Origin of the sequence: Petrotoga sp. 9PW.55.5.1, assembly GCF_003265365.1 — a bacterium.
Lineage (GTDB): Bacteria > Thermotogota > Thermotogae > Petrotogales > Petrotogaceae > Petrotoga.
This window is the reverse complement of the sequence record NZ_AUPM01000041.1, coordinates 1-23,893: the sequence shown is the minus strand read 5'-3', so window position 1 is coordinate 23,893 and position 23,893 is coordinate 1. Positions and strand designations below refer to the sequence as shown.

The 23,893-nt window shown below is 29.4% G+C and carries 26 protein-coding genes and 1 pseudogene; 5 read left to right on the top strand and 22 right to left on the bottom strand.

The window, feature by feature from the left end; all coding sequences use genetic code 11:
- Window positions 1–84 precede the first annotated feature (84 nt).
- The 11 genes and pseudogenes from PW5551_RS06300 to PW5551_RS06245 form a co-directional block, all read right to left on the bottom strand.
- Window positions 85–1,308, bottom strand: coding sequence for a glycosyltransferase (locus PW5551_RS06300; protein WP_113074941.1), 1,224 nt, complete (start codon window positions 1,306–1,308; stop codon window positions 85–87).
- 2 nt (window positions 1,309–1,310) lie between these two features.
- Window positions 1,311–2,405, bottom strand: a complete 1,095-nt coding sequence (locus tag PW5551_RS06295; protein ID WP_113074940.1) for a CapA family protein — start codon at window positions 2,403–2,405, stop codon at window positions 1,311–1,313.
- Between the two features lie 35 nt (window positions 2,406–2,440).
- Window positions 2,441–3,808 carry a phenylacetate--CoA ligase family protein gene (locus PW5551_RS06290; RefSeq protein WP_113074939.1) on the bottom strand — a complete coding sequence of 456 codons (1,368 nt, stop codon included), beginning with the start codon at window positions 3,806–3,808 and terminating at the stop codon, window positions 2,441–2,443.
- A gap of 82 nt (window positions 3,809–3,890) precedes the next feature.
- Window positions 3,891–4,031: pseudogene (locus tag PW5551_RS10520) on the bottom strand (capsular biosynthesis protein CpsI); the annotation flags it as partial.
- 46 nt (window positions 4,032–4,077) lie between these two features.
- On the bottom strand, window positions 4,078–5,460 hold the full coding sequence (locus tag PW5551_RS06280; RefSeq protein ID WP_113074938.1) for a UDP-glucose/GDP-mannose dehydrogenase family protein: 1,383 nt from the start codon (window positions 5,458–5,460) through the stop codon (window positions 4,078–4,080).
- A 225-nt stretch (window positions 5,461–5,685) separates the two neighbouring features.
- Window positions 5,686–6,723, bottom strand: a complete 1,038-nt coding sequence (locus PW5551_RS06270) for an NAD-dependent epimerase (RefSeq protein ID WP_113074937.1) — start codon at window positions 6,721–6,723, stop codon at window positions 5,686–5,688.
- Window positions 6,724–6,726: 3 nt separating this feature from the next.
- Window positions 6,727–8,037 carry a nucleotide sugar dehydrogenase gene (locus tag PW5551_RS06265; RefSeq protein ID WP_113074936.1) on the bottom strand — a complete coding sequence of 437 codons (1,311 nt, stop codon included), beginning with the start codon at window positions 8,035–8,037 and terminating at the stop codon, window positions 6,727–6,729.
- A gap of 76 nt (window positions 8,038–8,113) precedes the next feature.
- Window positions 8,114–8,446: a GDP-mannose 4,6-dehydratase gene (locus PW5551_RS06260; RefSeq protein ID WP_113074935.1), complete on the bottom strand. Its 333-nt coding sequence runs from the start codon at window positions 8,444–8,446 to the stop codon at window positions 8,114–8,116.
- A 60-nt stretch (window positions 8,447–8,506) separates the two neighbouring features.
- Entirely contained in the window at window positions 8,507–9,496 is a 990-nt protein-coding gene (locus PW5551_RS06255) for an NAD-dependent epimerase/dehydratase family protein (RefSeq protein ID WP_113074934.1), read from the bottom strand.
- Between the two features lie 29 nt (window positions 9,497–9,525).
- Window positions 9,526–10,659, bottom strand: a complete 1,134-nt coding sequence (locus PW5551_RS06250) for a glycosyltransferase family 4 protein (RefSeq protein WP_113074956.1) — start codon at window positions 10,657–10,659, stop codon at window positions 9,526–9,528.
- A gap of 22 nt (window positions 10,660–10,681) precedes the next feature.
- Complete coding sequence (locus PW5551_RS06245; protein WP_233488459.1) at window positions 10,682–11,179, bottom strand: NeuD/PglB/VioB family sugar acetyltransferase; 498 nt, start codon at window positions 11,177–11,179, stop codon at window positions 10,682–10,684.
- Between PW5551_RS06245 and PW5551_RS10510 the strand changes: the two genes are divergently transcribed.
- Entirely contained in the window at window positions 11,142–11,306 is a 165-nt protein-coding gene (locus tag PW5551_RS10510; protein ID WP_233488457.1) for a hypothetical protein, read from the top strand. The genes PW5551_RS06245 and PW5551_RS10510 overlap by 38 nt on opposite strands.
- Before the next feature lie 179 nt (window positions 11,307–11,485).
- Here PW5551_RS10510 and PW5551_RS06240 read toward each other — a convergent pair whose 3' ends face one another.
- From PW5551_RS06240 to PW5551_RS06200, 9 genes are all read right to left on the bottom strand, one after another.
- The gene (locus PW5551_RS06240; RefSeq protein WP_113074933.1) at window positions 11,486–12,112 is read right to left on the bottom strand and encodes an HAD family hydrolase; all 627 of its coding nucleotides are present in this window, start codon (window positions 12,110–12,112) and stop codon (window positions 11,486–11,488) included.
- On the bottom strand, window positions 12,106–13,083 hold the full coding sequence (locus PW5551_RS06235; protein ID WP_113074932.1) for an ATP-grasp domain-containing protein: 978 nt from the start codon (window positions 13,081–13,083) through the stop codon (window positions 12,106–12,108). Before PW5551_RS06235 ends, PW5551_RS06240 begins: the two co-directional genes overlap by 7 nt.
- A 24-nt stretch (window positions 13,084–13,107) precedes the next feature.
- On the bottom strand, window positions 13,108–14,181 hold the full coding sequence (locus tag PW5551_RS06230; RefSeq protein WP_113074955.1) for a LegC family aminotransferase: 1,074 nt from the start codon (window positions 14,179–14,181) through the stop codon (window positions 13,108–13,110).
- Window positions 14,182–14,204: 23 nt separating this feature from the next.
- On the bottom strand, window positions 14,205–14,705 hold the full coding sequence (locus PW5551_RS06225) for a YdcF family protein (RefSeq protein WP_255420127.1): 501 nt from the start codon (window positions 14,703–14,705) through the stop codon (window positions 14,205–14,207).
- A 169-nt stretch (window positions 14,706–14,874) separates the two neighbouring features.
- A complete protein-coding gene (locus PW5551_RS06220; protein ID WP_113074930.1) occupies window positions 14,875–15,846 on the bottom strand; it encodes an NAD-dependent 4,6-dehydratase LegB in 972 nt (323 codons plus the stop codon).
- Between the two features lie 19 nt (window positions 15,847–15,865).
- The gene (locus PW5551_RS06215; protein ID WP_146738336.1) at window positions 15,866–17,236 is read right to left on the bottom strand and encodes a hypothetical protein; all 1,371 of its coding nucleotides are present in this window, start codon (window positions 17,234–17,236) and stop codon (window positions 15,866–15,868) included.
- Window positions 17,237–17,277: 41 nt separating this feature from the next.
- On the bottom strand, window positions 17,278–17,988 hold the full coding sequence (locus tag PW5551_RS06210) for a sugar phosphate nucleotidyltransferase (protein WP_113074928.1): 711 nt from the start codon (window positions 17,986–17,988) through the stop codon (window positions 17,278–17,280).
- A complete protein-coding gene (locus PW5551_RS06205; protein ID WP_113074927.1) occupies window positions 17,981–18,811 on the bottom strand; it encodes an NAD(P)-dependent oxidoreductase in 831 nt (276 codons plus the stop codon). Before PW5551_RS06205 ends, PW5551_RS06210 begins: the two co-directional genes overlap by 8 nt.
- Window positions 18,811–20,097 carry a sugar transferase gene (locus tag PW5551_RS06200; RefSeq protein ID WP_113074926.1) on the bottom strand — a complete coding sequence of 429 codons (1,287 nt, stop codon included), beginning with the start codon at window positions 20,095–20,097 and terminating at the stop codon, window positions 18,811–18,813. The genes PW5551_RS06205 and PW5551_RS06200 overlap by 1 nt, the downstream gene beginning before the upstream one ends.
- Window positions 20,098–20,693: 596 nt before the next feature.
- Between PW5551_RS06200 and PW5551_RS06195 the strand changes: the two genes are divergently transcribed.
- Both PW5551_RS06195 and PW5551_RS06190 read left to right on the top strand, forming a co-directional pair.
- On the top strand, window positions 20,694–21,122 hold the full coding sequence (locus tag PW5551_RS06195; protein WP_113074925.1) for a hypothetical protein: 429 nt from the start codon (window positions 20,694–20,696) through the stop codon (window positions 21,120–21,122).
- Window positions 21,115–22,110 carry a Kiwa anti-phage protein KwaB-like domain-containing protein gene (locus PW5551_RS06190; RefSeq protein ID WP_113074924.1) on the top strand — a complete coding sequence of 332 codons (996 nt, stop codon included), beginning with the start codon at window positions 21,115–21,117 and terminating at the stop codon, window positions 22,108–22,110. Before PW5551_RS06195 ends, PW5551_RS06190 begins: the two co-directional genes overlap by 8 nt.
- 58 nt (window positions 22,111–22,168) lie before the next feature.
- On the opposite strand, the gene PW5551_RS06185 is transcribed toward PW5551_RS06190, so the two are convergent.
- Window positions 22,169–22,378, bottom strand: coding sequence for a DUF2922 domain-containing protein (locus tag PW5551_RS06185; RefSeq protein ID WP_113074923.1), 210 nt, complete (start codon window positions 22,376–22,378; stop codon window positions 22,169–22,171).
- Window positions 22,379–22,392: 14 nt separating this feature from the next.
- The gene (locus tag PW5551_RS06180; RefSeq protein ID WP_113074922.1) at window positions 22,393–22,593 is read right to left on the bottom strand and encodes a hypothetical protein; all 201 of its coding nucleotides are present in this window, start codon (window positions 22,591–22,593) and stop codon (window positions 22,393–22,395) included.
- 235 nt (window positions 22,594–22,828) lie between these two features.
- On the opposite strand from PW5551_RS06180, the gene PW5551_RS06175 reads away from it, so the two are divergent.
- Both PW5551_RS06175 and PW5551_RS10505 read left to right on the top strand, forming a co-directional pair.
- A complete protein-coding gene (locus tag PW5551_RS06175; RefSeq protein WP_113074921.1) occupies window positions 22,829–23,035 on the top strand; it encodes a hypothetical protein in 207 nt (68 codons plus the stop codon).
- 356 nt (window positions 23,036–23,391) lie between these two features.
- The gene (locus tag PW5551_RS10505) at window positions 23,392–23,775 is read left to right on the top strand and encodes a hypothetical protein (protein ID WP_233488455.1); all 384 of its coding nucleotides are present in this window, start codon (window positions 23,392–23,394) and stop codon (window positions 23,773–23,775) included.
- Window positions 23,776–23,893: the final 118 nt, after the last annotated feature.

Here is a 23,893-nt window from a genome sequence, read left to right as displayed (position 1 = left end):
TTCTACTAGGTTTTTCAGTTTTATTAGAATGGAAGCATAATCTTCTCAACTTTTTTAATTTTTTGATTCATTTGTTTATATTTTTCAGTTACCATTACTTAAAACTTCATTCAAAAAATCTGCCATTTTGTCTTTATATTCTTTATAATAAAAGATGTTATTATTTATGCAATAATTTTTCATAAAGATTATTTTTTCTTTATCTAAATTCATAATCTCAATAAACTTATTCTCATCTATTTCTCCGGCAAGTGTGTCTATGAAAAAACCATTTTTCCCTTCAATAACATAATTTTCCAAATCGCTTGTCCTATTTGTTATTACAGGAGTTCCACAACTAATACTTTCCGATACTTTTGTAGGAAATCCCGCTAATGTATCTCTTTTAACATCTCTAACTAAAAAAGTGAAGTCCGACTTTCTAATATTTTTTATAGCTTCTTCATTAGTCGTTAGTCCATGAAAACAAATACTTTCACCTAGTTCATCAATTATTTTGCCATGAGATGGAATTGCGTACAAATATTCGTTTTGAGTTAATCCAAATACATTAAAAACAAATTTACACCCTCTTTTTTTTGCAATATGTAGAAGCATTATCATCTTATCTATTCTGTCTTTGAAAGTACTTGGATCCATATCCTTTTGATTTTTTCTAAAAGGTATGCCGGCATAAGATATTACTTTTTTATCTTCCAGATTAAAATCTATATCAGAAATTGTATACTTATTAGGTGATAACGGGGGTATAATAACAGTTTTACAACCTGCGTTTTTATAATAATTAGCTAAATAATTGCTAACAGTGATGATTCCATCCGCTTTTTTATTTAAATATGTTTTCAAATAAGTTTCATCTATCCCTTTTACGAAATTTAAAGCTAGATTATTAGTTTTGATGGTTAGTCGATCAGTACAATCAGCTATTAAATTAATCTGATGCTTCCTGCAAAACCTCATTAGTTTTTTAATAAATATTGACAAAGATAAGCTTCCATAGTAAATAACAATCTGTACATCCTTTCCCATTTCTTCTATAAAAAATAAATCTATTAAAGAATTCAGATTTTTTCTATAATTTAACCAATCAAGATTACTACGTGGATAAGGAAAATTATAATATATAAATCCATCATAAATATTTTCTGTTTCTTTTAAAGGAATTTCTCCGTTCAAATTTCTATCCAAGCCTACGAAAATAACTTTATAACCCAATTCTTCTAAAATTTTCCCATTGGAATATACTCTTTTTCCTGCTGCATTATTATTAGGAAAATCAAAATTACCAATATATAAAACTTTTTTCATCTTCAAAGCTCCTCCAAAAATTTTTTAACTTCTTTTAAATATTTTTTCTTCATAAATCTCCCTTTTATACGCGCACAAATCGAATAATAATTTAATCTACTTATTAACCATTTCCAATCTCTTTTGCCAAATTTAGATTCTAAAGATTTACTTATCTGATTATTTCTCATTTTTTCATATTCTTTTCCCAATAAATCTTTTTCTAACGGTTCTGATATTAGTTTAATTTCATCTTTTATATCATAAAATTTGAGGCCCTCAATATCATCATCTATAAACCCAACGTATCCTACATTACTCAGAGCGCCATCAATAATTTCAACTTCAAGAATAAATGATTTTTTGTTTTCTGGAATTTGCTTAAGCATCCACCTTCCTGTAATAGAAACAGCATCGTCAAATAGACAATTACCTAAACTATAAGCAACAAATGAATTTTTGATTTTTTGTATTCCTTGTATAACGTGTGGATGATGCCCAACAACTAGCATATCTTTAATCAATGTTAGTTTGTTGACTAAACTAACATGTTCAGGATTAGGAAAATTTGTGTGTTCATCCCCCCAATGAAATGAAAAAATACTATAAGCATTATTCTTTTCATCGGAGTGAATCTGCTCGATAATTGACTCCGATATAAGAGGGTTGACTCCTATAATAGCTTTCTTTTTTCTATACCCCGCACCATTTGTACTATAACAACAAAAACCACTAAATGATACTTTTTCGCCTTTTATTTCTTTTAATAAATATTTTTTGTCTACCCCAAACCATTCAATTCCGTTATCTTCTAATATTTTAATAGTTTCATTCATACCTTTTTTGCCAAAATCAAAAATATGATTGTTTGCAAGAGAAACAGCATTTATGTTAAGATCTTTTAAAAGCTCTACGTTTTTTGGTGTTGATCGTAAATGCATAGATTTACATATTAACGTATGATCGCGATTTGTTAAAGGAGATTCTAGGTTTCCAACTACATAATCGTATTCTTTTAATTTTTTAGATAAGTTATTTAACCTTATCTTTGTGTTAGGATTTTTAGTAATATCATATTTGCCTATTAACGCGATATCACCAACAAAGGCTATTTTCATAAGCTTCTTCCTCCATTAGGTTATAAAAAAGGTAATCAAAAATTCTTCTCTACTTTATTCACTATTAATCTATGTTTTCCACTTTTTCCCCTAGGGATTTCATCAACAATTTCAATATCTACTTTCATATCATTTCCAAATTTGTGTTTAATTTCATCTATTAATAAATCTTTGTGTTTTAAAGAAAAGTTATTATCTACCGCAATTTTTACAATTAAATGATCTATTTTATCTTGTATGAGTTGTGCTTTAATAATTGTATTAGGAACATTTTTAAAAATATTTGAAACATTTCCAAGATTTATTTTAGCTCCTTTTGTTGAGTATAGATAGTCAACCTTTCTCCCTTCAATAGATTTAATTAAAGGAGTATTAAAGCCACATTCGCATCTTCTACTTGAATCTTCAAAAATCATACTATCCCCTATTTTGTATCTAATTAGTGGTGTACCGTAATTCAAAAAGCTGGTAACTAATACTTCATTCGAATTATCATCGTTTTCAATCACCCCGGTTGTTATATCGTAATGCAAATTTCCATATTCACATTCCCAAACGAAAGGAGCTCCCTCTGAAGAAGCGTATTGATTACGAACATTACAATTAAAAACTTCTTCTATAGTTTGTCTATAATCTTCAGTTAGAGTTTCAGCTGTTGGAAATATAACTTTGGGCTGGAATTTCAATTTAACATTTTTTCTTTTTATATAAAAAGCAATTTCATATATTGAAGATACAAACCCATCTATTGCAACTGGCTTAAAATCATTTAAACTGCCAATGTAATACGGAATGTTCTCTTCTGTTAAATGAAAGGAAGAATAAAGCATTTGTTTTATTGGTTTATTATATCGCCAAAATACCTTCTTTTTTTGATTAGGTGGCACTATATGCTTTCCCATAAAAGTTGCTTTCTTCATTTTTATATTCTCAAAGCCATTTTTTAGTTTAAAAAAATCCAAGACAGCCATTCTTTTCTGAATATCTTCAACTCTATTATATACAATCAAGGATTTACCTGTAGTTCCACCAGTATGATCCGCAACTGCTCCTTTTTTAGGAATGGTAATAACATCTTCGATGCTTTTCCTCAACATTTCTTTAGTAACGATAGGAAGCTTTTTTATGTCTTCAATTGCTTTTATATCATCTATGTTGATATTTTTATACAATTCATTATAAAATTTACTATGTTCGTTGACATATCGTAACAATTTCATCATCTCTTCAAATTGATACGCTTGAAGCTGTTCCTTTGAGTATGAGTGCAATTTATTCAATAATTGCATATGTTCATGATAATATTTTCCATATCTGGTACGTTTTAGGCTATAACCATAAACGCTAGTCATAAAATTTTGAAAAAAAATTGGAGAATGATCATAAATATACTGAAACTTCATTGAATCACTTCCTTGTGTTTGGATGCATTTTTTAATTTATTTTAATTGATAATAGTTGAATTTATTGCTAACCACTATTATTTTATTTTTTATACTCTCCATACCACTCAACAAACTTTTCAATTCCTTCTTCTATGGTAGTGTTTGGTTTGAATCCAAAGTCTTTTACCAAATCGTCTATATCTGCATAAGTTTCAGGCACATCCCCGTCTTGTAAAGGTAGCGAACACACACCCGAATATTGGATATTGGAAGAAAACCGAATTGTTTTAAATTATATCTTTTTTATTTTTATTTTGCTTATCAACCCCGTCTTTTCTTTCTGGTAATCCGACTCCAATATGTTTTAATCCTACATTTTCTATTTCTTCTTTTTCATAGATGTTTCGTAAATCAAAGAAATAATCACCTTTCATTAAGTTCTTTACTCTTATTAAATCTAACCTTCTGAATTGATTCCATTCTGTTAGAATTACTAAAGCATCCACACCTTTCATTACTTCATATTCATTTGCACAATATACAATATCTTTCTCATACTCTTTTAATCTCCAAACAGCTTCTTTTATACCCTGTGGATCGTATGCGGTTATGGTTGCTCCTTTTTTAATCAATTCTGGAATAATAGTTAAAGAAGGGGCTTCTCTCATATCATCTGTTTCTGGCTTGAAACTTAAACCTAAAATACCAATCTTTTTACCTTTTAAATCTCCCAAGTTTGTTTCTATCTTTTCTACCATATAAAGTTTTTGCCTTTCGTTTGCTTCTATTGCTCCCTTGATTATCTTTAACTCTACTCCGTATTCATTTGCTATATTTACAAGTGCCTTTGTGTCTTTTGGAAAACAACTTCCTCCGTAACCAGGCCCTGCATGTAAGAATTTGCTGCTTATCCTTCCATCCATTCCCATAGCTTTTGCAACTTTTTGCACGTCTGCTCCAACTTTTTCGCAAAGAATAGATATTTCGTTAATAAAAGATATCTTTGTTGCTAAAAAAGCATTTGAAGCATATTTTATCATTTCTGCTGTTTCAAGATTCGTAAAAACAAAAGGAGTATCGTTGAGATATAATGCTCGATATACTTCTTTCAATATTTCTTTTGCTTTTTCACTTTCTGTTCCTATTACTACTCTGTCTGGATGCAGAAAATCATGAACAGCTTTGCCTTCTCTTAGAAATTCTGGATTACTTGCTACATCAAATTCATAATTTACCCCTCTTTTGATCATTTGTTCTTGGATTACTCTTTCAACTTTTCTTCCTGTCCCTATTGGAACTGTAGATTTATCTACAACTACTTTATAGTCGTTTATATGTTTTCCAATACTTTCTGCAACAGACAATACAGCTTTTAAATCTGCCTTTCCATTTTCATCAGGTGGTGTTCCTACTGCGATAAATATAACTTCACTTTGTTTAATAGCGGTAGCTATATCTGTAGTGAAAGTTATTCTTCCAGCTTCAACGTTTCTTTTCATTATTTCTTCTAATCCTTGCTCGTATATTGGTAGAATTCCTTCATTAAGTAACTTTATTTTTTCTTCATCTATATCAACATTAATAATAGTATTTCCAAAATCTGCTAAACACACCCCACTTACTAACCCTACATATCCTGTGCCTATAATACTTATTTTATTTTTGTACATTAAATATCTCACTCCTTGAAAGAGAATTTTATCTTATTTGACGTTATAATAATCTACATACCAATCTGTGAATTTTTGTAGTCCTTCTTCTATACTTGTTTTTGGTTTAAATCCAATAACTTTTTCTAAGAGTTTAGTTGAAGCATATGTAGCGGGTACATCCCCTGGTTTTAATGGCTCAAAAACTTTTTCAAAAACTAAATTTTACAACTTTCAATAATTATTTTATTTTTTATACTCTCCATACCACTCAACAAACTTTTCAATTCCTTCTTCTATGGTAGTGTTTGGTTTAAAACCAAAGTCTTTTACCAAATCGTCTATATCTGCATAAGTTTCAGGCACATCCCCGTCTTGTAAAGGTAGAAATTCTTTTTTTGCCTTTTTACCTAATTTTTTTTCTAAGGTTTCTATGAATTCCATTAGTTCTACTGGTTTGTTATTTCCTATGTTATAAACCTTGTAAGGGGCTGAGCTTGTTCCTGGATCTGCTTTTTCTTTGTCCCAATTTGGATTAGGGTGGGGAGGATTGTTTAATACTCTTACTACCCCTTCAATAATATCATCTATATAAGTGAAATCTCTTTTCATTTTTCCATAATTAAATACTTTGATAGGTTTATTATTAACAATAGCATCTGTGAATAAGAATAATGCCATATCTGGCCTACCCCAAGGTCCATAAACCGTGAAAAACCTTAAGCCTGTTGTAGGTAGATTATACAAATGGCTGTAAGTGTGCACCATTAGTTCATTAGATTTTTTTGTTGCTGCATATAAACTTACAGGGTGATCAACGTTATCATGTACAGAAAAAGGCATTTTTACATTCATTCCATATACTGAACTTGATGAAGCATAAACCAGATGTTCTATTTTGTTATGTCTACACATCTCTAATATATTTAGAAAGCCAACGATATTAGAATAGATATATGCTTCAGGGTGAGTAAGACTGTATCTAACTCCAGCTTGAGCAGCTAAATTTACAACTATATCTATTTTATTTTCTTTGAATATCTTTTCTAAGGCTTGTTTATCTTGTAAATCGGCATAGTAGAATTTGAATTTGTTGTATTGTTTGATGATGTTTAACCTATCTTTTTTTAAGTTTACATCATAATAATCGTTTAAGTTATCTAATCCAATTACAAAACAGCCTTCATCGAGTAATCTTTTTGCTAAATGAAATCCTATGAACCCAGCTACTCCAGTTATTAGATATCTTTTATTTTTATCTAAAGCATTATATTTTTTATTCAATTATTAGAGCCTCCAATAAATATAGTTTTCTTTTTCTGCTTCTTTTCTGTCAAATAGTCCTTTTACATCTATAAGAACATATTTACTATTTGAAAATTTCTCTTTTAGTTGTTTTAAATCAATTTCTTTAAAAATATCGTGAGGTACTGCTAGGATTACTGCATCTATATTGTTTATGTTTTTTTCTTCGTTTAATTTTATTCCATATTCTCTTTCTAAATCTTCTTTATCTGCTTCTGGATCATAAACCATTGTTTCAACACCATACTCTTTTAGTTCATCTATAATATCAACTACTTTTGTATTTCTTACATCAGGACAATTTTCTTTGAATGTTACTCCGTATATTGCTACTTTTGAACCTTTTATTTGTCTATCTGCTTTTATTAATTTTTTTATTGTTTGTTCTGCAACATATTTTCCCATATTATCGTTTATTTTTCTACCAGCTAAAATAATTTGAGAATGATAACCCATTAGTTCAGCTTTATAAGTCAAATAATAAGGATCTACCCCAATACAATGCCCTCCAACTAAACCAGGAGTGAAATTTAAAAAATTCCATTTTGTTCCAGCAGCTTTTAATACAGCCTTGGTATCTATTCCAATTTTTTCGAAGATTATAGAAAGTTCATTCATAAAAGCTATGTTTATATCTCTTTGTGAATTTTCAATTACTTTAGCTGCTTCTGCTACTTTTATACTTTCTGCTCTGTATACTCCTGCTTCTATTATCATTTCATATATTTTTGCTATATCTTCTAAAGATTTTTCATCCATTCCGAAAACAACTTTTACTATAGTTTCTAACCTGTGTTCTTTATCTCCTGGATTTATTCTTTCTGGAGAATAACCTACTTTGAAATCTATCCCACATATTAACCCTGATTCTTTTTCTAATATAGGAACACAGATTTCTTCAGTTACTCCTGGATAAACTGTAGATTCAAAAACAACTATAGATCCTTTTGTTAGATTTTTTCCAACAGTTTTACTGGCTTCCACTAATGGTTTTAAATCAGGAGTTTTATCTTTATTTATAGGAGTTGGTACTGCAACAACATGGAATTTACATTTTTGAATTTCTTTTTCCTTTGATGTAAATTTTGCTGTTGTATTTTTTATTGCCTCGTTTCCTACTTCTTTTGTGACATCTATTCCTTCTAAATATTTTTTTACTTTTGATTCAGAAATATCAAATCCAACAACATCTGCAACTTTTGCAAAAGATATGGCTAGAGGGATACCAACATATCCAAGTCCTATTACAGAGATTTTTTCTTCTTTATTTTTTATTTTTTCATATAAGTTCATTGATTATCCTCTTTCTAAATTAGTTTTTTTATTTTTTTAGATATTCTTCTATTATTATATTTCTATCAAATTCTTTTTAAACTTTCTTTCTTGAATTTTTTGATATTTTTTGCTTTTCTTCTTCTGGTAAAATTATAAATTTTTCTATTTTATTTTCTTTGAATATCTTTTCTAAGGTTTGTTTATCTTGTAAATCGGCATAGTAGAATTTGAATTTGTTGTATTGTTTGATGATGTTTAACCTATCTTTTTTTAAGTTTACATCATAATAATGATTTAAGTTATCTAATCCAATTACAAAACAATCTTCATCGAGTAATCTTTTTGCTAAATGAAATCCTATGAACCCAGCTACCCCAGTTATTAGATATCTTTTATTTTTATCAAGTGGTTTGTAATTTTCTATCAATGTTAAACCTCCAAAACAAATTTGATGAGTTATATTATCTTCAAACTTGAAACTTATAAATTACAAATTCTCCTCTTTCAAAAAGTCCCTTAAGTTTCTTTCTATGTCAGTTATTTTTTGTATATCTAATTCTTTAAACATTAACTCTTTATGCGCTTTAGTTATTGTATTTTCAGATTTGTCACCACTAACATTTCTTATTTTTGCTTTCTTTCCTAAAATTTTCTCTAAAATTTGGATTATATCTGTAATTTTGGTAGCTACCCCAGTTCCAATATCGTACACTTTAAAGTTATTTTCAGGCTTTGAAAGTAAAATCCTAAAAAGAATCTCAATTACATCATTTACATAAATAAAATCACGCCACATTTCCCCACTATTAAATAACTCAATAGATATATCATTCTTTATACTTTCTATACTTTTGAATATAAATCCATCCGGTCTACCTAAAGGGCCATAAACAGAAAATAATCTACATACAGTAACTGGTAAATCCTTTGATTTTGAATAAGTTTCAGAGATAATTTCTGCTGAAAGTTTAGAAGCTCCATATAATGAGATAGGTTTTAATTTTGCTGATTCAATATTTTCATCATTTTTGCTTCCATAAACTGAACTCGATGATGTGAATACAAAGTGCTTAATGTTGTGTTTGCCACATACACGAAGTATATTAGCAGTTCCCTCAATATTGTCTTTTATGTATTCGTGAGGATTAGAAAATGATCCCCTTGCACCTGATCTAGCTGCCATATGAACAACGTATTCAATTTCATTTTTTGAAAAGATATCCTCTATCAATTCTTGGTCATTTACATCCCCTTTTATGAATTTTAATTTGGGATAAGTTTTACTAATAATTTCATTGCCATACTCTATTTTTGAAGTATCTATCCCTAAAAAAGATAACCTATTCAATTTATAATGAATGTCGTAATAATCGTCTAAATTGTCTAAAATAATCGTCGAAAAATTATTATTAGAAAGTTTTTTAGAAAAATGGTATCCAATGAAACCTGCTCCACCTGTTATTAAAACATTCGACATGTTTTTCACCTGCTCCTTAAAAGTTTTGATTAGACGTTTGGGAATATCCTCTCTTTTTTAGATTTTAAGATCTTAGCTATTTCTTCCAAATAAATATCTATAACTAAATTTCTGTCAAAACTTCTTTCTACTTTTTGTCTACTAGCAATACCCATTTTAATTCTGTCTGACTCATTTTGAGATAAAAATTTTTCGATTGTTTTAATTAGACTTGTTTCCATTTTGGGTTCAAATAGGTATCCATTAACTCCGTTATCTACAATCTCTCTACAACCAGGAATGTTGGAAGATAGTAGTGGCTTTGCCATTGCTGCTCCTTCCAATAAAACATTAGACATTCCTTCATGATATGTGGGATTTATTATGCAGTCTATCTCTTTTATTTCGTTTCTAACATCATATGAGACCCCTAAGTATTTTATTTTTGAGTTATTGTTATTTAAAATAATTTCTTTGTATTTTTCTTCTTCGAAACGGCCTAAAATTTGAAATTCCACGTTTGAATATTTATCAGCTATATATTCGGCGGCTTTTAAGTACTCTTCTATTCCTTTTTCTTTCATTATTCTGCCCATAAAAAGAAATCTAACAATTCCATCTTCTTTGGTTTTTTCCATTGGCTTAAATTTTTCTAAATTAACACCAGAACCAGGAATTATTTTTGATTTATCTTTTTTTGTTATTTTATTCTCAATAAAATAATTGTAATTGGATTCATTTTGGAAAAATATAGTGTAAGCATTTTTACAGGCGTATTTATACATTCTTTCAACTAACCATTTTGTATTGTTATTATTAAATCCAGAACCTAACCCTGTTACGTTAATAATAATAGGGATTTTATATTTTTTTGCAACATAAGATCCATAAATATTAGGCTTTATTGTATAACTAGTAATTATATTCGGTCTTATTTTTTTTACTATTTTTTCATATTGTTTAACTAAATTCAAATCTTTAAAAGGATTTATACTTCGCCTATCTAAATTTGTTTCTATGTAATTACATCCAAGCTCGATTAATTTTTTTACTTTTGTATCATTTTTACTTTCAGGTATAGAAAAATAAATTTCAAATTCTTCATTGATTAATCTTTCTAAGAGTTCATATCTAAAATTATATAAACCTTCGATTGTATTAGTTAAAATTAAGATTTTAGCCATTTGTTTTCTATCCTTTGCCACCTTATTTTATTCCTTTTGCTGGATTTCCTACATATACTCCTGGTTTGTTGATATCCTTTACAACTACACCGCCAGCTCCAATTAAGGTATCTTGCGATATATTTATGTTTTGAATTATTATAGCACCAGTTCCGATAAAGGAATTCTTACCTATGTGTGTTCCACCACTTAATATTGCTCCTGGTCCTATGTGAACATTGTCTTCTATAATACAATCATGTTCAATAATAGATCCAGTGTTAATGATACAGTTTTTCCCAATCTGGGTTCCTGGATTAATTACAATATTTTTTACAATTAAGGTCCCTTCTCCAATTTCAGAATATCGTGAAACATTAGCTGATTTAGAAATTATAACTGGTGTATTAAACCCCATATTTTTTATTTTATTAAATAATTTTTTTCTGTGTTCGTTTATTTCTACTTTTCCTATTGAAACGAAAGCGTTTTTATAACCTTTTTTGTATAAATCTTCTAATTGGTCATCTGTATATTCTATTTTGATTCCTAATATTTCTTTTACAATAGAATTTGTTTTATCACAGCTATTATCTAATGAAACTAATATCTCTGATTCATCTTTTGGATATTCTAAATTTAAAAGATTTTCTAATTTGTTTTTATGACTTTTTCTTCATTATGTACAACAACCATTACTGTGACTTCTGGTTTATTATTATAATTTTTGCTATTTTTTTATAGATATATAATTTTTTCAAGATTTTTAACGAGAATGGGTAACCTATCATTGCCCAAAAAATTATAAAAAAGCTTATAAAAAACAAAAAACTTAAAAAAATATCCATTAAAATTTTCTCCTATCTTTACTAATATCTTTACTAATATTAATAAATTTAATTCCCAGTATTTCACTACAACTATCAATTTTTTCATCGTCTCCATAATATATAACTTCATTAGGATTTAAATTATATTTCTCCAAAATATATGAAAACATATATGTGTTTGGTTTTCTATATTCTTTACCAAAAAAATCTGAAATTAAAATCTCATCAAAATAAGAGGCAATCTCTAGTTTATCAATTTTATTTTTTTGAACATTAACATTACCATTAGTAACTAAAAATAAAGGTATTTTTTTTGTGTAATAATCTAACATTATTTTAAAATTTTCTTCGATTTTTTCTAGTTTATCTTTTGGTTTAAAATTTCTATAAATTGGCAATATCATATCTTTTACAAAATTATCCCAATCTTCAGGAATTTCATGAACTAAGTTCTTTAAAGCATAATCAAAAGTTCTATATTTATTTTTTTGAAAAAAAAGTGATTTTAAGTTCTCAAAGTATTTTTCTCTATTTATTCCATATTTCTTCTCTACAACTATTGATATTTTATAAAAAATCTGTTTTTCAAATGACCAATGATAATACAGAGTATCGTCTAAATCAAAACCAACCATTTTCAACATAATTTTTTAAGCTCCTTAGTATATATTGCATTATCATATCTGAGCATATAATAATTATCAATATATCTGCTAGATTTATAATAATTATATGGTTTATTCTCAATAAAATTATTTATGTTTTCAATAAAATTCGCTCCAGATTTATGAGACAAAGGATAACCCCCTCCAAATCTAGGGTTTATTTCCAAAAAGTAATAATTATTATTTGAATAAAGAAATTGTATATTAAAAATACTATTTATTTTCAATTCTTTGCTAATTTTTTCAACTATTTTTGCTAATTTTTTATCTTTCATAGTAACAGCTCTTTCAACCTCTCCGCCTCTTGTTTTTAACCTTTTTCTTTGACACATTTCAACAATATTACCTTCAAAATCAGAAAAAACATCAACAGTTACTTCGAATTCATAATTAATATGTTCTTGAATAATGAAATCATCAAGGCAAAAATCCATTAATTTTATAAAATCCTTAACTACATCTTTTTTTAATTTAAAAACATTTTTAGAAGATGAACCTGTTTTTGGCTTAATAATAATATTTTCAGTATTAATATTTTCTAGTTTTTCAATATCATTCATAGAAATAGTTTTAGGTTGTTTAACTTTAATTTTTCTGATTTCTTTAGACATTTCTAATTTATTAAATGATTTTTGGCATATATCTTTATTAGGAATTAATAATTTAGTTTGTATTTTTGAAAACTCTTTTTCATAATTAGATAATAAAGGAATCTCCGGATCTATTAATGGTATTACCAAATCAATATTATTTTCCTCACATATATTTAATATTTTTTCAATATATTTTTTATCAATTTTAAAAGGTAACTCGAATACTTTTTCCAAATAAAAAGATGCAGGAGAAGTATTTATATAATCAGCCCCATATAATAAAAAATTATTTTGAATTTTAAAAAAATTTATTAATTCTACTCTTCTTCCAGGTGATGTGAACAAAATTTTTTTCATATTATCACCTATTTATAGTTTTTGCTATATATATTCCACCTGTTCATAATTATTCACAGTTGAACCAGGTAAATTTAAACCTTTTTCATAGATTTCATATGCATTTTTGTATTCTTCTTTTTTGTACTCTTTGTATGGTGGAAATTCTACAATAGGCATAAATACTCTCCTTGTTGGAATACCTTTTTCTTTTAATTCTTCTTGTATTTCAGGTATTGATTTATTTGATTCAATTTTTATTGAGGTTAGCCAATAAGAACTTTCTGCTCCTGCATAGGATTTTTGAAATATAATTTTATCGTTGTTTTTAAATCCTTCTTTGTATATTTCGGCAAATTTTCTTTTTTTACTTAGAAACTCTGGGAGTCTTTCAAATTGGGCTAATCCCAAACTAGCTTCTAAATTGGTCATCCTGTAATTGAAACCTATTTCAGGATGGTAATATCCTTTGCTTGAATCTCTGGCTTGGTTTACTAAAAATTTAAGATGATCCGCTTTATTTTCATCGTTAGTTACTATCATACCTCCACCACCAGTGGTCATAATCTTATTGCCATTGAAACTAAATGCATTTAATTCTCCAAAAGTACCTGTGAATTGGCCCTTGTACGTTGCTCCCAAACTTTCGGTAGCATCTTCAATAACTGGGATATTGTATTTTTTGGATATTTCCATTATTTTATCCATATCGCAAGGGTTGCCATACAAATGAACAGGTATTATTGCTTTTGTTCTTTCTGTTATGTGATTTTCTATTTCTTTTGGGTCTATGTTCCATGTTTCAGGATCAACATCAGCAAAAACAGGGGTAGCTCCTACATACTTGATTGGATTCACAGTTGCTATAAATGTTATAACAGGAACTATTACTTCATCACCAGGCCCTATTCCTAGTTCATATAATGCAAGATGTATCGCTGCTGTTCCACTTTGAGTTGATACTGCTCTTTTTGCTTTTAGATATTGGGCGAATTTATTTTCGAATATATCTATATTTTTTCCAACTGAGGAAACAAAGGTCGAATCGATACATTCGATTAAATATTTTTTTTCTAATTCGCCTAAGTTTGGTGCATCGAGTAAAATAGGTTTGGTAATAATCACACCTTCTTTTAAAAATTTTACAACTTAAACTGCTCATTTATAAAAAAGTTGATTAGTTTAAGAGTTTCTGATATTACGTCATTAAAATTTTCTCTGTTTTTATACCACTTTGTTTTGTCAAACTCTTCGTATTTTGTTGGGAAAGATATTGTTTCAATTTTTAAATTGTTCTTTTTTATTGATTTATTAAACATTAAACTTGTCCTTCTGGAATGATAGGGCGACGTAACTAAAATAACTTTTTTATAATCTTTATTTTCAATATAATTTGTAATATTAACTACTTCGTCAAAAGTATTCGCAGATTTGTCTTTTAAGAAGGTTATGTCTTCTTCTTTTACTCCTAAATCTAATAATAATAGCTTTGCAGCTTGAGCGCCTGTTATGTAATTTAGATTATCGTCTAAGTATTCTTCTCCAGGAATATAATTTTCAGTAAAGATGATTTCATTTGAATAATTAGCTTCGTATAAGTCATATGCTTGCAATATTCGAGATATGTTACTACCGAGAAAGATTATAATAGCGTCTGCTTTTTCTAATCCGTCTTCATATACTATATAATGACCGATACTAAAAATGTATATTATAATTAAACCTATAATTATAAAAAGAGTTAAAAAGAGTTTTTTGTGTTTTTTAATGTTGATTTACTCCCCCAAATTATAAATTTTTCATCTATTTTGATCAAACATTATATATTTCAGGTTTATAGTAATGTAAATTATCTTTTATCCAATCAATTGTTTCTTTTAAACCTTCCTCTAACGTGTGTTTTGGTTCCCAACCAGTTACTTTTTTTGCTTTTTCTGCATTTGATAGTAATCTTTCTACTTCTGATTTTTCTGGTCTAATTCGTTGAGTGTCTCCGATTATTTCTACTTCTTTTCCAGTTAATTCGATTATCTTTTGGGCTAAATCTCCAATAGATATCTCTTGTCCAGAACCAAGATTGTAAACATCGCCTATTGTATTTTCGTGTAAGCCTACGGTTATGAATCCATTAGCTATGTCTTTTACATAGTTTAAATCTCGTGTTGGAGATAGATTTCCGAGTTTTATTTGTTTCTTGCCTGCTAAGATTTGGCTTATTATTGTTGGTATAACTGCTCTTGCTGATTGACGTGGCCCATAAGTGTTAAAAGGCCTTATAATAGTAACGGGAATTCCAAAAGATCTATAGTATGATAAGGCTAAATGGTCTGCTGCTGCTTTACTTGCTGCGTATGGAGACTGTGGATTGTAGGGATGTTCTTCATCAATCGGAACATATTGAGCAGTTCCATATATTTCACTTGTTGAAGTTATTATTATACGTTTTAAGTTTAATTTTCTTCCAGATTCTAATATATTATATGTTCCTTCTGTATTTGTTTTTATGTAGGCAAGAGGTGATATATACGAATAAGGTATTCCTATCAATGCTGCTAAATGAAATACTACGTCTACATCTTTCATTGCATCGTATACAGAATCGTAGTCTCTCACGTCGCCTGTGTATATCTCTATATCCTTTTTGTATTTCGAATTTTCAAGCCATCCCCAATCATTTTTAAAATTATACCTTACAAAGGCTTTAACCTCAAAACCTTTTTCAACTAAGAGCTCTGTTAAATGTGAGCCGATAAAGCCTTCTGAACCTGTTACTAGTATTTTCATTGATTCAAACCTCCAATACTTAAAAAAGATCTACTTCAAATTTTATACCTATTTGAAAGTTTGTTTCATTGTTATCTTCTACTGGTTGCCATATTTTTGCTTCTTCGTCTCTTTCTTCTTCTACAAGTTCAATTTTGTTTGTGTAATGGTTTATTGTTATATTCGGAGTTAATTTTAAATTATCGGTTAATTTTAGAGTCATTTCCCAATTTAGTTCAATGAAATGTTCTAAAATGTCGTCGTTCAAAAGGTGTGTTCCAGGTTCATATGTCTTATATCCGTTCCAAGATACATGTGGAGATTTTTCTCCTGATATAGCATATTCTAAGGATATGTAATTGTCCATCTTATCAGATTGATTTAAATAATCTACTAAAAAAGAAACTGTATTTTCTCCGTATATGTAACCTATATAATTTTCTTTGTAATCTAATATTTTTGTTTCGGAATTCCCTTTTGGATAATAATACTCCGAAGAAGGATAATAAGTATACTCAGTTTGTTTATCTGTTCCTGTACGCTGACTTGTGTATTTTGTTGCTCCAGCATGATAAAATCCGAAAATGCCATATTTTGTTGCCTGCTTAGTTCTCAAAGACCATGCTATTTTGTCTGGATTTTGATAAGATTCTGGATTAAAAATTCTATTTAAATTCAGGTCATCAATAAAGAGTTGCAAATAATAACTTGATTTTTCATTGTTGTATTGCGTAAACATTCCTATCATTGCGTTATCATCAACATTTTCTGCTTTTTGAACCCATGGGGCGGAATATGTGTATCTAATTTCTTGAATCATTGTTGATGGAAAAGGATTTAAAAAGTAATAGGGGTCAAAGACTCTATTTCTGTATATAATAGTATCTTGTAATCCAATTTTAAAATTACCTAAAGTTATACCATAGGTTTTGTAATTCAAGCCTCTGTCTGGATAATCTAAGGCAGAATCTTTGTTAAGTAACATCCAATTGGATTTATAGAAAAAACTTTCTCCTTCATAATCAAAACTCACCGTGTATTTTCCAATTTCTGTTTGATTATTGAAGAAAAGCGCATATTTTGAATCAATTTCATCTTTTGGAATTATTTGTCCTACTGTTAAAGCGGCTTTCTCGTTTAAATTTACTCCTATATATCCCTCTTTTAGTAAATAGTAATAGCCAAACATTGTCACATCTTGCCATGGTTCATATCTATATTTTTCATCGTTATTCAATGATGCGTCTAAATTAATCAAAAAATATTGCTGATCGTCAAAAGTCAAATTTAAATTTATTTCGTTGGCATCAAAGTCAGTTTTAAAATATAAATTGACATCTGTGTATTCTTCTATTTTTGCAAAGAGTGAAAAAGGCAATATTATTAAAAATAATATAATTAGGATTTTCATCATTTTTTTGCTCCCTTATTTATCCCCGAGATAGTCGGCTTCTATGTCCCTGAATATTCTTCATTAACTTTTAGATATTCGTCTATTTTACCTATATCAAACCATTTACCATTATGTTCGTAAATTCCTATTTTTTTCCCTTTTTTTATTAAAAAATCCCATAAATCTGGCATGGATAGTTCTATATTCTTTTCTTTTTCTTGTTTCACAAACTTTACGGTTTCTTTTTTTATACCGTATATTCCAGTATTTAAATAAAATTTGATAGTGGGTTTTTCTTCCCAGCTTAACAATTGTTTCGATTTATCGTCAAATTCTAAGACTCCAAAATCTATATGATTTTCTTTTTTAACTGAAGTAATGACAAGGTCAAAGTCATCTTCTTTTAATAACCGATACATTTTTTTTAAATCTATATTGCTGAGGACGTCCCCGTTGTGTATTACCAGATCTTTTTTTAAATCATCTGGAAGATAAAACAGTGAACCCGCTGTATCAGTAAATTCTTCTTCTTCAAGATAATAAATGTTTACGCCTAATGACATCCCATTTTTTAAATAATTTTTGATCATTTCCCCTTTGTAGTTTATGGAAATAAAAAAATTTTTTATTCCTTGGTCCCTCAATTTTTCTATTATTCTTTCTATTATAGGTTTTTCTCCTATGGGAAGCAAGGGTTTAGGAACAGCGTATGTTAAAGGTCTTAATCTTGACCCCAAACCACCTGCCAAGATCAATGCATCTTCAAACATTCTTCTCCCTTCCTAACTCCCAAAGATAAGTTAATTCTAACCCTTTTTCTAAAGGTGTAAGATTAATGTCAGGAAAATCTTGCAATAATTTTTTGTTGTCAGCAACTACATAATCGTGGTCGTATTCAGCCCTAATTCTCTCTGGATTAAAAATTATTTCTGGCTTTCGATTAGTTAGCTTGTTTATCTTTGTTATTAGGTCTTTTATCGATGTGGGTGTGTTAGTTCCCACGTTGTATATGTATAGGTTACCACTGTTCTCTCTTTCATATACTTGGTTTATGATATTTATTAGATCATCAATAAATAAAAAATCTCTGACTTTCTTTAAATCTCCTATTTTAACAACTTCGTTATGTATATAACTCCTAAATAAGTTTGAAATAAGCGTATAATTATCCATATATGGGCCATATAAGCTGAATAGTCTAAGAATGTATGTTTCTACGTTATATTTTTCATGTAGATATATTAATATGTTTTCTATAGTTAATGCATTTATTCCCGTTGAATTTTTTGGTGCTTTTGGGCTGTCTTCTTTTAATGAAGTACCATAAACAGGTTCATAAACATTATATGAGGATATAAAAATTATTTTTGATACTCTGTTTAACTTTACCAGTAAATTTATAGAGTCTAAAACTTGTGCTATTTCAGTAAAATTATTGTACTCATAGTAGGAAAATATCAGAGTAATTTTATCTTTTTCAAATAATCGATAAAAATCAACCCTATTTGTTATATCAGCAAGTTTTTCATAGTGTTCAATCTTTTCTGAAAGGGATTTTGAAATCCAGTCTTCTATTCTAAAACCATACAGCATTATTTTCCTCTCCCCATAACTACAGTTTCAACCGTCCTTAATAGCGTTACTAAATACAATGTTAAACTGTAGTTTTTAACATAATATAGATCGTAAGATAGTCTCTCTGAAAATATTTCTTTTGTAACTGCTTCGGGATACCTAAAAAAAACTTGTGCATGGCCAGTAATACCCTGAGGAATTCGCAATCTATAATTGTAATATGGTATATTTTCGTCACAAAATATTTTTGTCGATTTTATGTCAGGCCTTGGACCTACTAGGCTTATGTCACCTTTTAAAATGTTAATTAATTGGGGCAACTCGTTTAGCCGAAATTTTCTTAGAAAATTCCCTGTTTTTGTTAGCACATCTTCATAGGTTCCATCTTTTTTTTGAACTCTTCTCATAGTTTTGAGTTTATATACGTTGAAAATCTTTTCGTTTTGACCAATTCTCTCTTGTTTGAAGAATATTTCTACCTTTTCCTTGTGAAGTAAGTCGTCAAGTATTATAACTAACATGCTTACAAGTAAAAAAGGAGAAGCGATCACCAGCAATATTAAAGAAAATATTATATCAAATATTCTGATAGTTGGGGAATTCATAGAGTTTTCAAATACGACTTTGTAATGTTCTTCATATCTTTCAATAACTCCAACGGGTATCCTTTTGAGATATCTGTCGATTATATTTGGTAGATAATGTATTTCTAATCCTTCTTTTTTGTAATGCTCTATTTGGGGTTTTACGGTTTTTTCTAGTTCTGGGTCTGTTATTACTATGCCATGTAGTGTTGGTGTTTTTGTTTTTAGTGCGTTTTGGTTGATTATTTCTTCAAGCGTTGTTGGTTCTGGGTTTATGTATTGGGTGAACTGGATTTTGTTTAGTGTTTTGTCTGAGATTTCTTGCATTATGTGGCCTATTTCTTCTTTTTTTCCTATTACAAGGTAGTTTTTTACTGGCATGTGTTTTTCGTATATATTGTATTCTATTTTGTGTATTATTGGCAAGAGGATAATAGTGTATAATAAATTTGAAAGGAAAAAGTATCTGTTGAAGTATTTACTGAGGAAGAAGTATATGATTAGTATTACTATGAAACTGATTAGAGTTCCAACGGTGGTTTTTATTAAGGATTCTGTGTAGCTTTTCATTGTTTCTGTGTCGTAGACTCTGAAGGAGTAGATTCCAAGGTATATTATTAGTGATGAGATTATCGATATTGCAATGGGTAATTTTAAGAGAAAAGTATTGAATGAAAAGATTAGAATTATGTCGAGAGTTTGAATTGTTAGTTTTTTCATTTTTTCGTGTCGCCCCCTTGTTCGTTGACTACCGACTACCCCGTCTGCAGCATAAAACGCTGCATCCACCCCTTCACAGAAGGGGAATAGAAGCACTAATAGTATTATGATATATTTTTTTTTAATTTTGTCAAGTGTTTTATTAAATTTTCGTTAATTATGATTGGATTTTTATTTGTTACTTGCTGTTACACTAATTTGCTTTCAGCAAATTATATGTTACCAAACCCTGTCAGACTTTCAGTCTGACACCCCTCTCAAGAGGGGAATAAAACCGACTACCCCGGCTGCAGCATAAAACGCTGCATCCACCCCTTCACAGAAGGGGAATAGAACCGACTACCCCGGCTGCAGCATAAAACGCTGCATCCACCCCTTCACAGAAGGGGAATTAAAGCAGAATTGAACCGACTACCCCGGCTGCAGCATAAAACGCTGCATCCACCCCTTCACAGAAGGGGAATAGAAACATTTACAGATACTATCATTGGGAGATGATAATATGATTAATAATTTATTTAAGTCTTTTTTGTTTTTGCTTTCGTATTTGCCACTTTTTGTAATTTTTGCGATTAATAATTTCGGTAGTTTTTTGTTTGTTTGTTTTTTCGGTTTTTTCGTTGTTTGTTGTTTTTGGGTTTGTTGTTCTTTTTTCTTCTGCTAAGAGGTATGCTCAGCCTAAGACAGTTTCGATTGAGAGAGTGTCTCAAGAGAATGTTCGGATGCTTGAGTATATTTTTGTTTATATCATTCCTTTTATTGGTATTAATGGTGTGAGAGAGTTAATTTCTGTTGGTATTATTTTAGTTATAGTTGGGAATGTGTATGTGAAGTCTGAGTTGATCGTTATTAACCCTGTTCTTTCTTTGTTTGGGTATAATATTTATAAGGTTAAGTTTAGAGTTAAGACTGAGTCTGGAGGTAGTAGATGTGGGTTTTTGATTTCTAAGAAGATTGAAGATGAGATGTCCGTTAGGGAGTTTACTCCTGAGTTTTATTTTGGGGTGGTGAAGAAGGGTGAGTGATGTAAATTTTGATCAGTTGATTGAGAGTATTGTTGAAAGGGAGAGTTTAGAGAAGTTAAGTGATTTGGTTAAAAATTCTTCTGATTTTGAGTTTGAAGTCTTTATTCAAGGGGATAACAAGGATATTTTTTGGTTGGCGAATGATGATCCTGAGTTTTTTAAAGGTATACTTATGTCATCTTTGATAGAGTTTTTGGATAATTTGAAGAAGAATGATAGGGATAAAATAGAGGAATATAGCTCTTCTATTTTTGATAGAAAGTTTCTATACATGCAGAATGCAGCGGATCAGGTGGGCGATATTTCTGATATAATTATGAGGGTTGAAGGGGGTAGGTATAATAAGTTATACCACTCTAAGGATTTGGAAGAGATTACCAGATTAAGACTGATTTTGAAGATTTTTAAGAGCGGTTGGGAGAGGTATATGTTAGGTATACAGTACCTAACTCCATCTAAGATTTTTAAAAATAAAAGGATTTTGGCTTTGAGTGCTAGGAAATTGAGTATGATTAAGAATAAGTTTTTAATAGATCCGAAAGATTATTTTGATTATATAGTTGTTGGTGATGTTGTTTTGATACGGAGTTTGTTTTGTTTTGAGAGAGATTTTGGGTATTATAAGAAGTATAAAGATGCAAAAGATAAGGCGATTGAAGAGATAAAAAAGAACAATAATCTTTTTGGGAAGGATATTAAGATAGTAGGGGTTGATAATTTTAATGAGAGTATTAAAGATAAGTCTTTGTATTTGAAGAGGTTTTATAGTGTTATTAATAAGGGAAATTATAAGAAGTTTGAGTTTGATAGAGTTAAGAGGATGATCGAAGATTTTGGTTTGAAGATTGAGTTTGATGAAGAGAGTAAGAGTATAGATTTGAGTGGAGCAAGTTCTGTTAGGGATTTTTTGAAGTTGTACGATGAGTTGTATTATAAGTCGACGTTGTCGGGGAATAATATGGTGGCTTCTGAAACAGAGAACCTTTAATTATATTTTGAATTTTAATAAAATACTCATGCCCAATTAGGGCATGAGTTATTTTTTGTTACTGTATTAAATTAAAGATTTCGTTTGTGGTTGTTTCGATTATTGATGCTTCATCTACCTGGGCTGTTGCTGGAACTAACACTCCAATCATTGATTGCATTACGGGTTCAACTTCTGCTTGGGTTAGAGTTTCTAATACTCCGTCAACGGATAATGTTTTGCTTTTTTGTTCGTTTGGATCATAGAATTTCATGCTGAGTCTTCTCATTTGTTATCCCTCCCTTAGATTATTTCGTAAGATTCTGTGAAGTAGAAGAATGAGTTAGGATTTTCACAGAGACTTGCTAAGCCTTGCAAAGCTGGTTTTATTTCTGTTTCAACGTCAGTGTACAGGTCGTAGGTTTTTGATTTTCTTGATTCTTTTCCGTCAACAACACTTATCCAAATAATTTTTGCCTTTCTTGATTCTAAGTTCATTGCCATTTATCTTCACCTCCTGCTGGTTTTACATTTTTTGGTTCTTGGAGCTTCCCCGGGGATGATACTTTTTTTGTTACTCCACATACAGTATCCGCAGGTGTTTTTAACGCAGTGTAACGATATTAGAAATAAATAGAGCACTGCATTTACGCTTTCACAGAAGGGGAATTTAAAACCTAATAAAGTATTTACTTCACTGTAAACCTGCTTGCGGATATTATATACGGAGGTGATAATTATGAGAGAGATAGTTGGTTTGATTCCTGATCTAGTTCGTATGGTTGAAATTCCTGGTCATGGCAAGGAAAAGAAAAATATTGTTATGAAAGCAATTAGAGAGTTTTTGAAGTCTATTGGGAAATATTCTCCTATTATGGATTTGATTATTTCTATTTTAATCGATGGTGTTGTAGCCCTTTTATTTCCTAAGAAAGAAAAGAGTTGAGATTTTTTATGTTAAATTTTTTCAAGAAGTATTGACATGGCATATTAGTTTTTGATATAGTAATATACATACGTATAACAGGAAACAAAATTATAATCAAAAAGGGGGAGAATAAGATTATAACTCATTATAACTTCTCAAAACTGACTGATAACGAACTAGTAAAACTTTCTCAGGAAGGAAACAAGGATGCCAAGAAGCAACTTTTTTTAAAATACCAAGGGTTTTTAATTAAAGAGGCAAGTAAGCTTGAGAAAAAGTGTAAAATTAATTTTGAAGATGGTTTTGGATGTTTGACGTATTTGTTTCTTTGTGCGATAGAGAAATTTAATTTTAATGGGTCTTTCAAAGGGTTTATGAAGTATTTTATTCAGTTAAAGATAAAAAACGATATAGGTAAAAGAAAAGCAAAAATGCCTTATGTGCCTAAAGACTTCCCCTTTTATTTAAGAAATTCTGATTTGTTGCCATTGCTAGAGGATGATAACGATTATTATAACAAAGCTGTATTAACAGAAAGGAGTGAACCAATTATGTCATTAGCTGAAGATATAAGAAAAGAAGGTAATTTGGAAGGAGAAAAAGAAGTTACTATTAAATTATTATCAAAAATATTTGGTAAAAAGCTGACTGAAGAATTAAAAGAAAAGATTAGAAACACAGATGAAAAAACGATAAATTACATAGGAGATAATCTATTGGAAATATCCATAGAGAAATTAAAAGAAATTTTGAGTTAGCGATGCCGCTACCCAATCACATAAGGGGAATTTTACTTTCCAACCAAAACCATCACTTCTATGGTATAATTTAAATAGATGACTTCAATCCTACAAACAAAGGAGAAAAACAATGTCG

Bases quoted from the DNA above. Each gene is read 5' to 3' on its own strand.
- PW5551_RS06240 (WP_113074933.1), bottom strand. From the start codon at position 12,112: ATGTTGAAAATGGTTGGTTTTGATTTAGACGATACTCTGTATTATCAT.
- PW5551_RS06200 (WP_113074926.1), bottom strand. From the start codon at position 20,097: ATGAAAAAACTAACAATTCAAACTCTCGACATAATTCTAATCTTTTCA.
- PW5551_RS06220 (WP_113074930.1), bottom strand. From the start codon at position 15,846: ATGAAAATACTAGTAACAGGTTCAGAAGGCTTTATCGGCTCACATTTA.
- PW5551_RS06300 (WP_113074941.1), bottom strand. From the start codon at position 1,308: ATGAAAAAAGTTTTATATATTGGTAATTTTGATTTTCCTAATAATAAT.
- PW5551_RS06210 (WP_113074928.1), bottom strand. From the start codon at position 17,988: ATGTTTGAAGATGCATTGATCTTGGCAGGTGGTTTGGGGTCAAGATTA.
- PW5551_RS06215 (WP_146738336.1), bottom strand. From the start codon at position 17,236: ATGAAAATCCTAATTATATTATTTTTAATAATATTGCCTTTTTCACTC.
- PW5551_RS06185 (WP_113074923.1), bottom strand. From the start codon at position 22,378: ATGAGAAGACTCAGCATGAAATTCTATGATCCAAACGAACAAAAAAGC.
- PW5551_RS06235 (WP_113074932.1), bottom strand. From the start codon at position 13,083: ATGAAAAAAATTTTGTTCACATCACCTGGAAGAAGAGTAGAATTAATA.
- PW5551_RS10505 (WP_233488455.1), top strand. From the start codon at position 23,392: ATGAAGTATTTTATTCAGTTAAAGATAAAAAACGATATAGGTAAAAGA.
- PW5551_RS06180 (WP_113074922.1), bottom strand. From the start codon at position 22,593: ATGGCAATGAACTTAGAATCAAGAAAGGCAAAAATTATTTGGATAAGT.
- PW5551_RS06175 (WP_113074921.1), top strand. From the start codon at position 22,829: ATGAGAGAGATAGTTGGTTTGATTCCTGATCTAGTTCGTATGGTTGAA.
- PW5551_RS06250 (WP_113074956.1), bottom strand. From the start codon at position 10,659: ATGGCTAAAATCTTAATTTTAACTAATACAATCGAAGGTTTATATAAT.
- PW5551_RS06280 (WP_113074938.1), bottom strand. From the start codon at position 5,460: ATGTACAAAAATAAAATAAGTATTATAGGCACAGGATATGTAGGGTTA.
- PW5551_RS06255 (WP_113074934.1), bottom strand. From the start codon at position 9,496: ATGTCGAATGTTTTAATAACAGGTGGAGCAGGTTTCATTGGATACCAT.
- PW5551_RS06265 (WP_113074936.1), bottom strand. From the start codon at position 8,037: ATGAACTTATATGAAAAAATAAAAAATAAAGAAGAAAAAATCTCTGTA.
- PW5551_RS06295 (WP_113074940.1), bottom strand. From the start codon at position 2,405: ATGAAAATAGCCTTTGTTGGTGATATCGCGTTAATAGGCAAATATGAT.
- PW5551_RS06205 (WP_113074927.1), bottom strand. From the start codon at position 18,811: ATGCTGTATGGTTTTAGAATAGAAGACTGGATTTCAAAATCCCTTTCA.
- PW5551_RS06290 (WP_113074939.1), bottom strand. From the start codon at position 3,808: ATGAAGTTTCAGTATATTTATGATCATTCTCCAATTTTTTTTCAAAAT.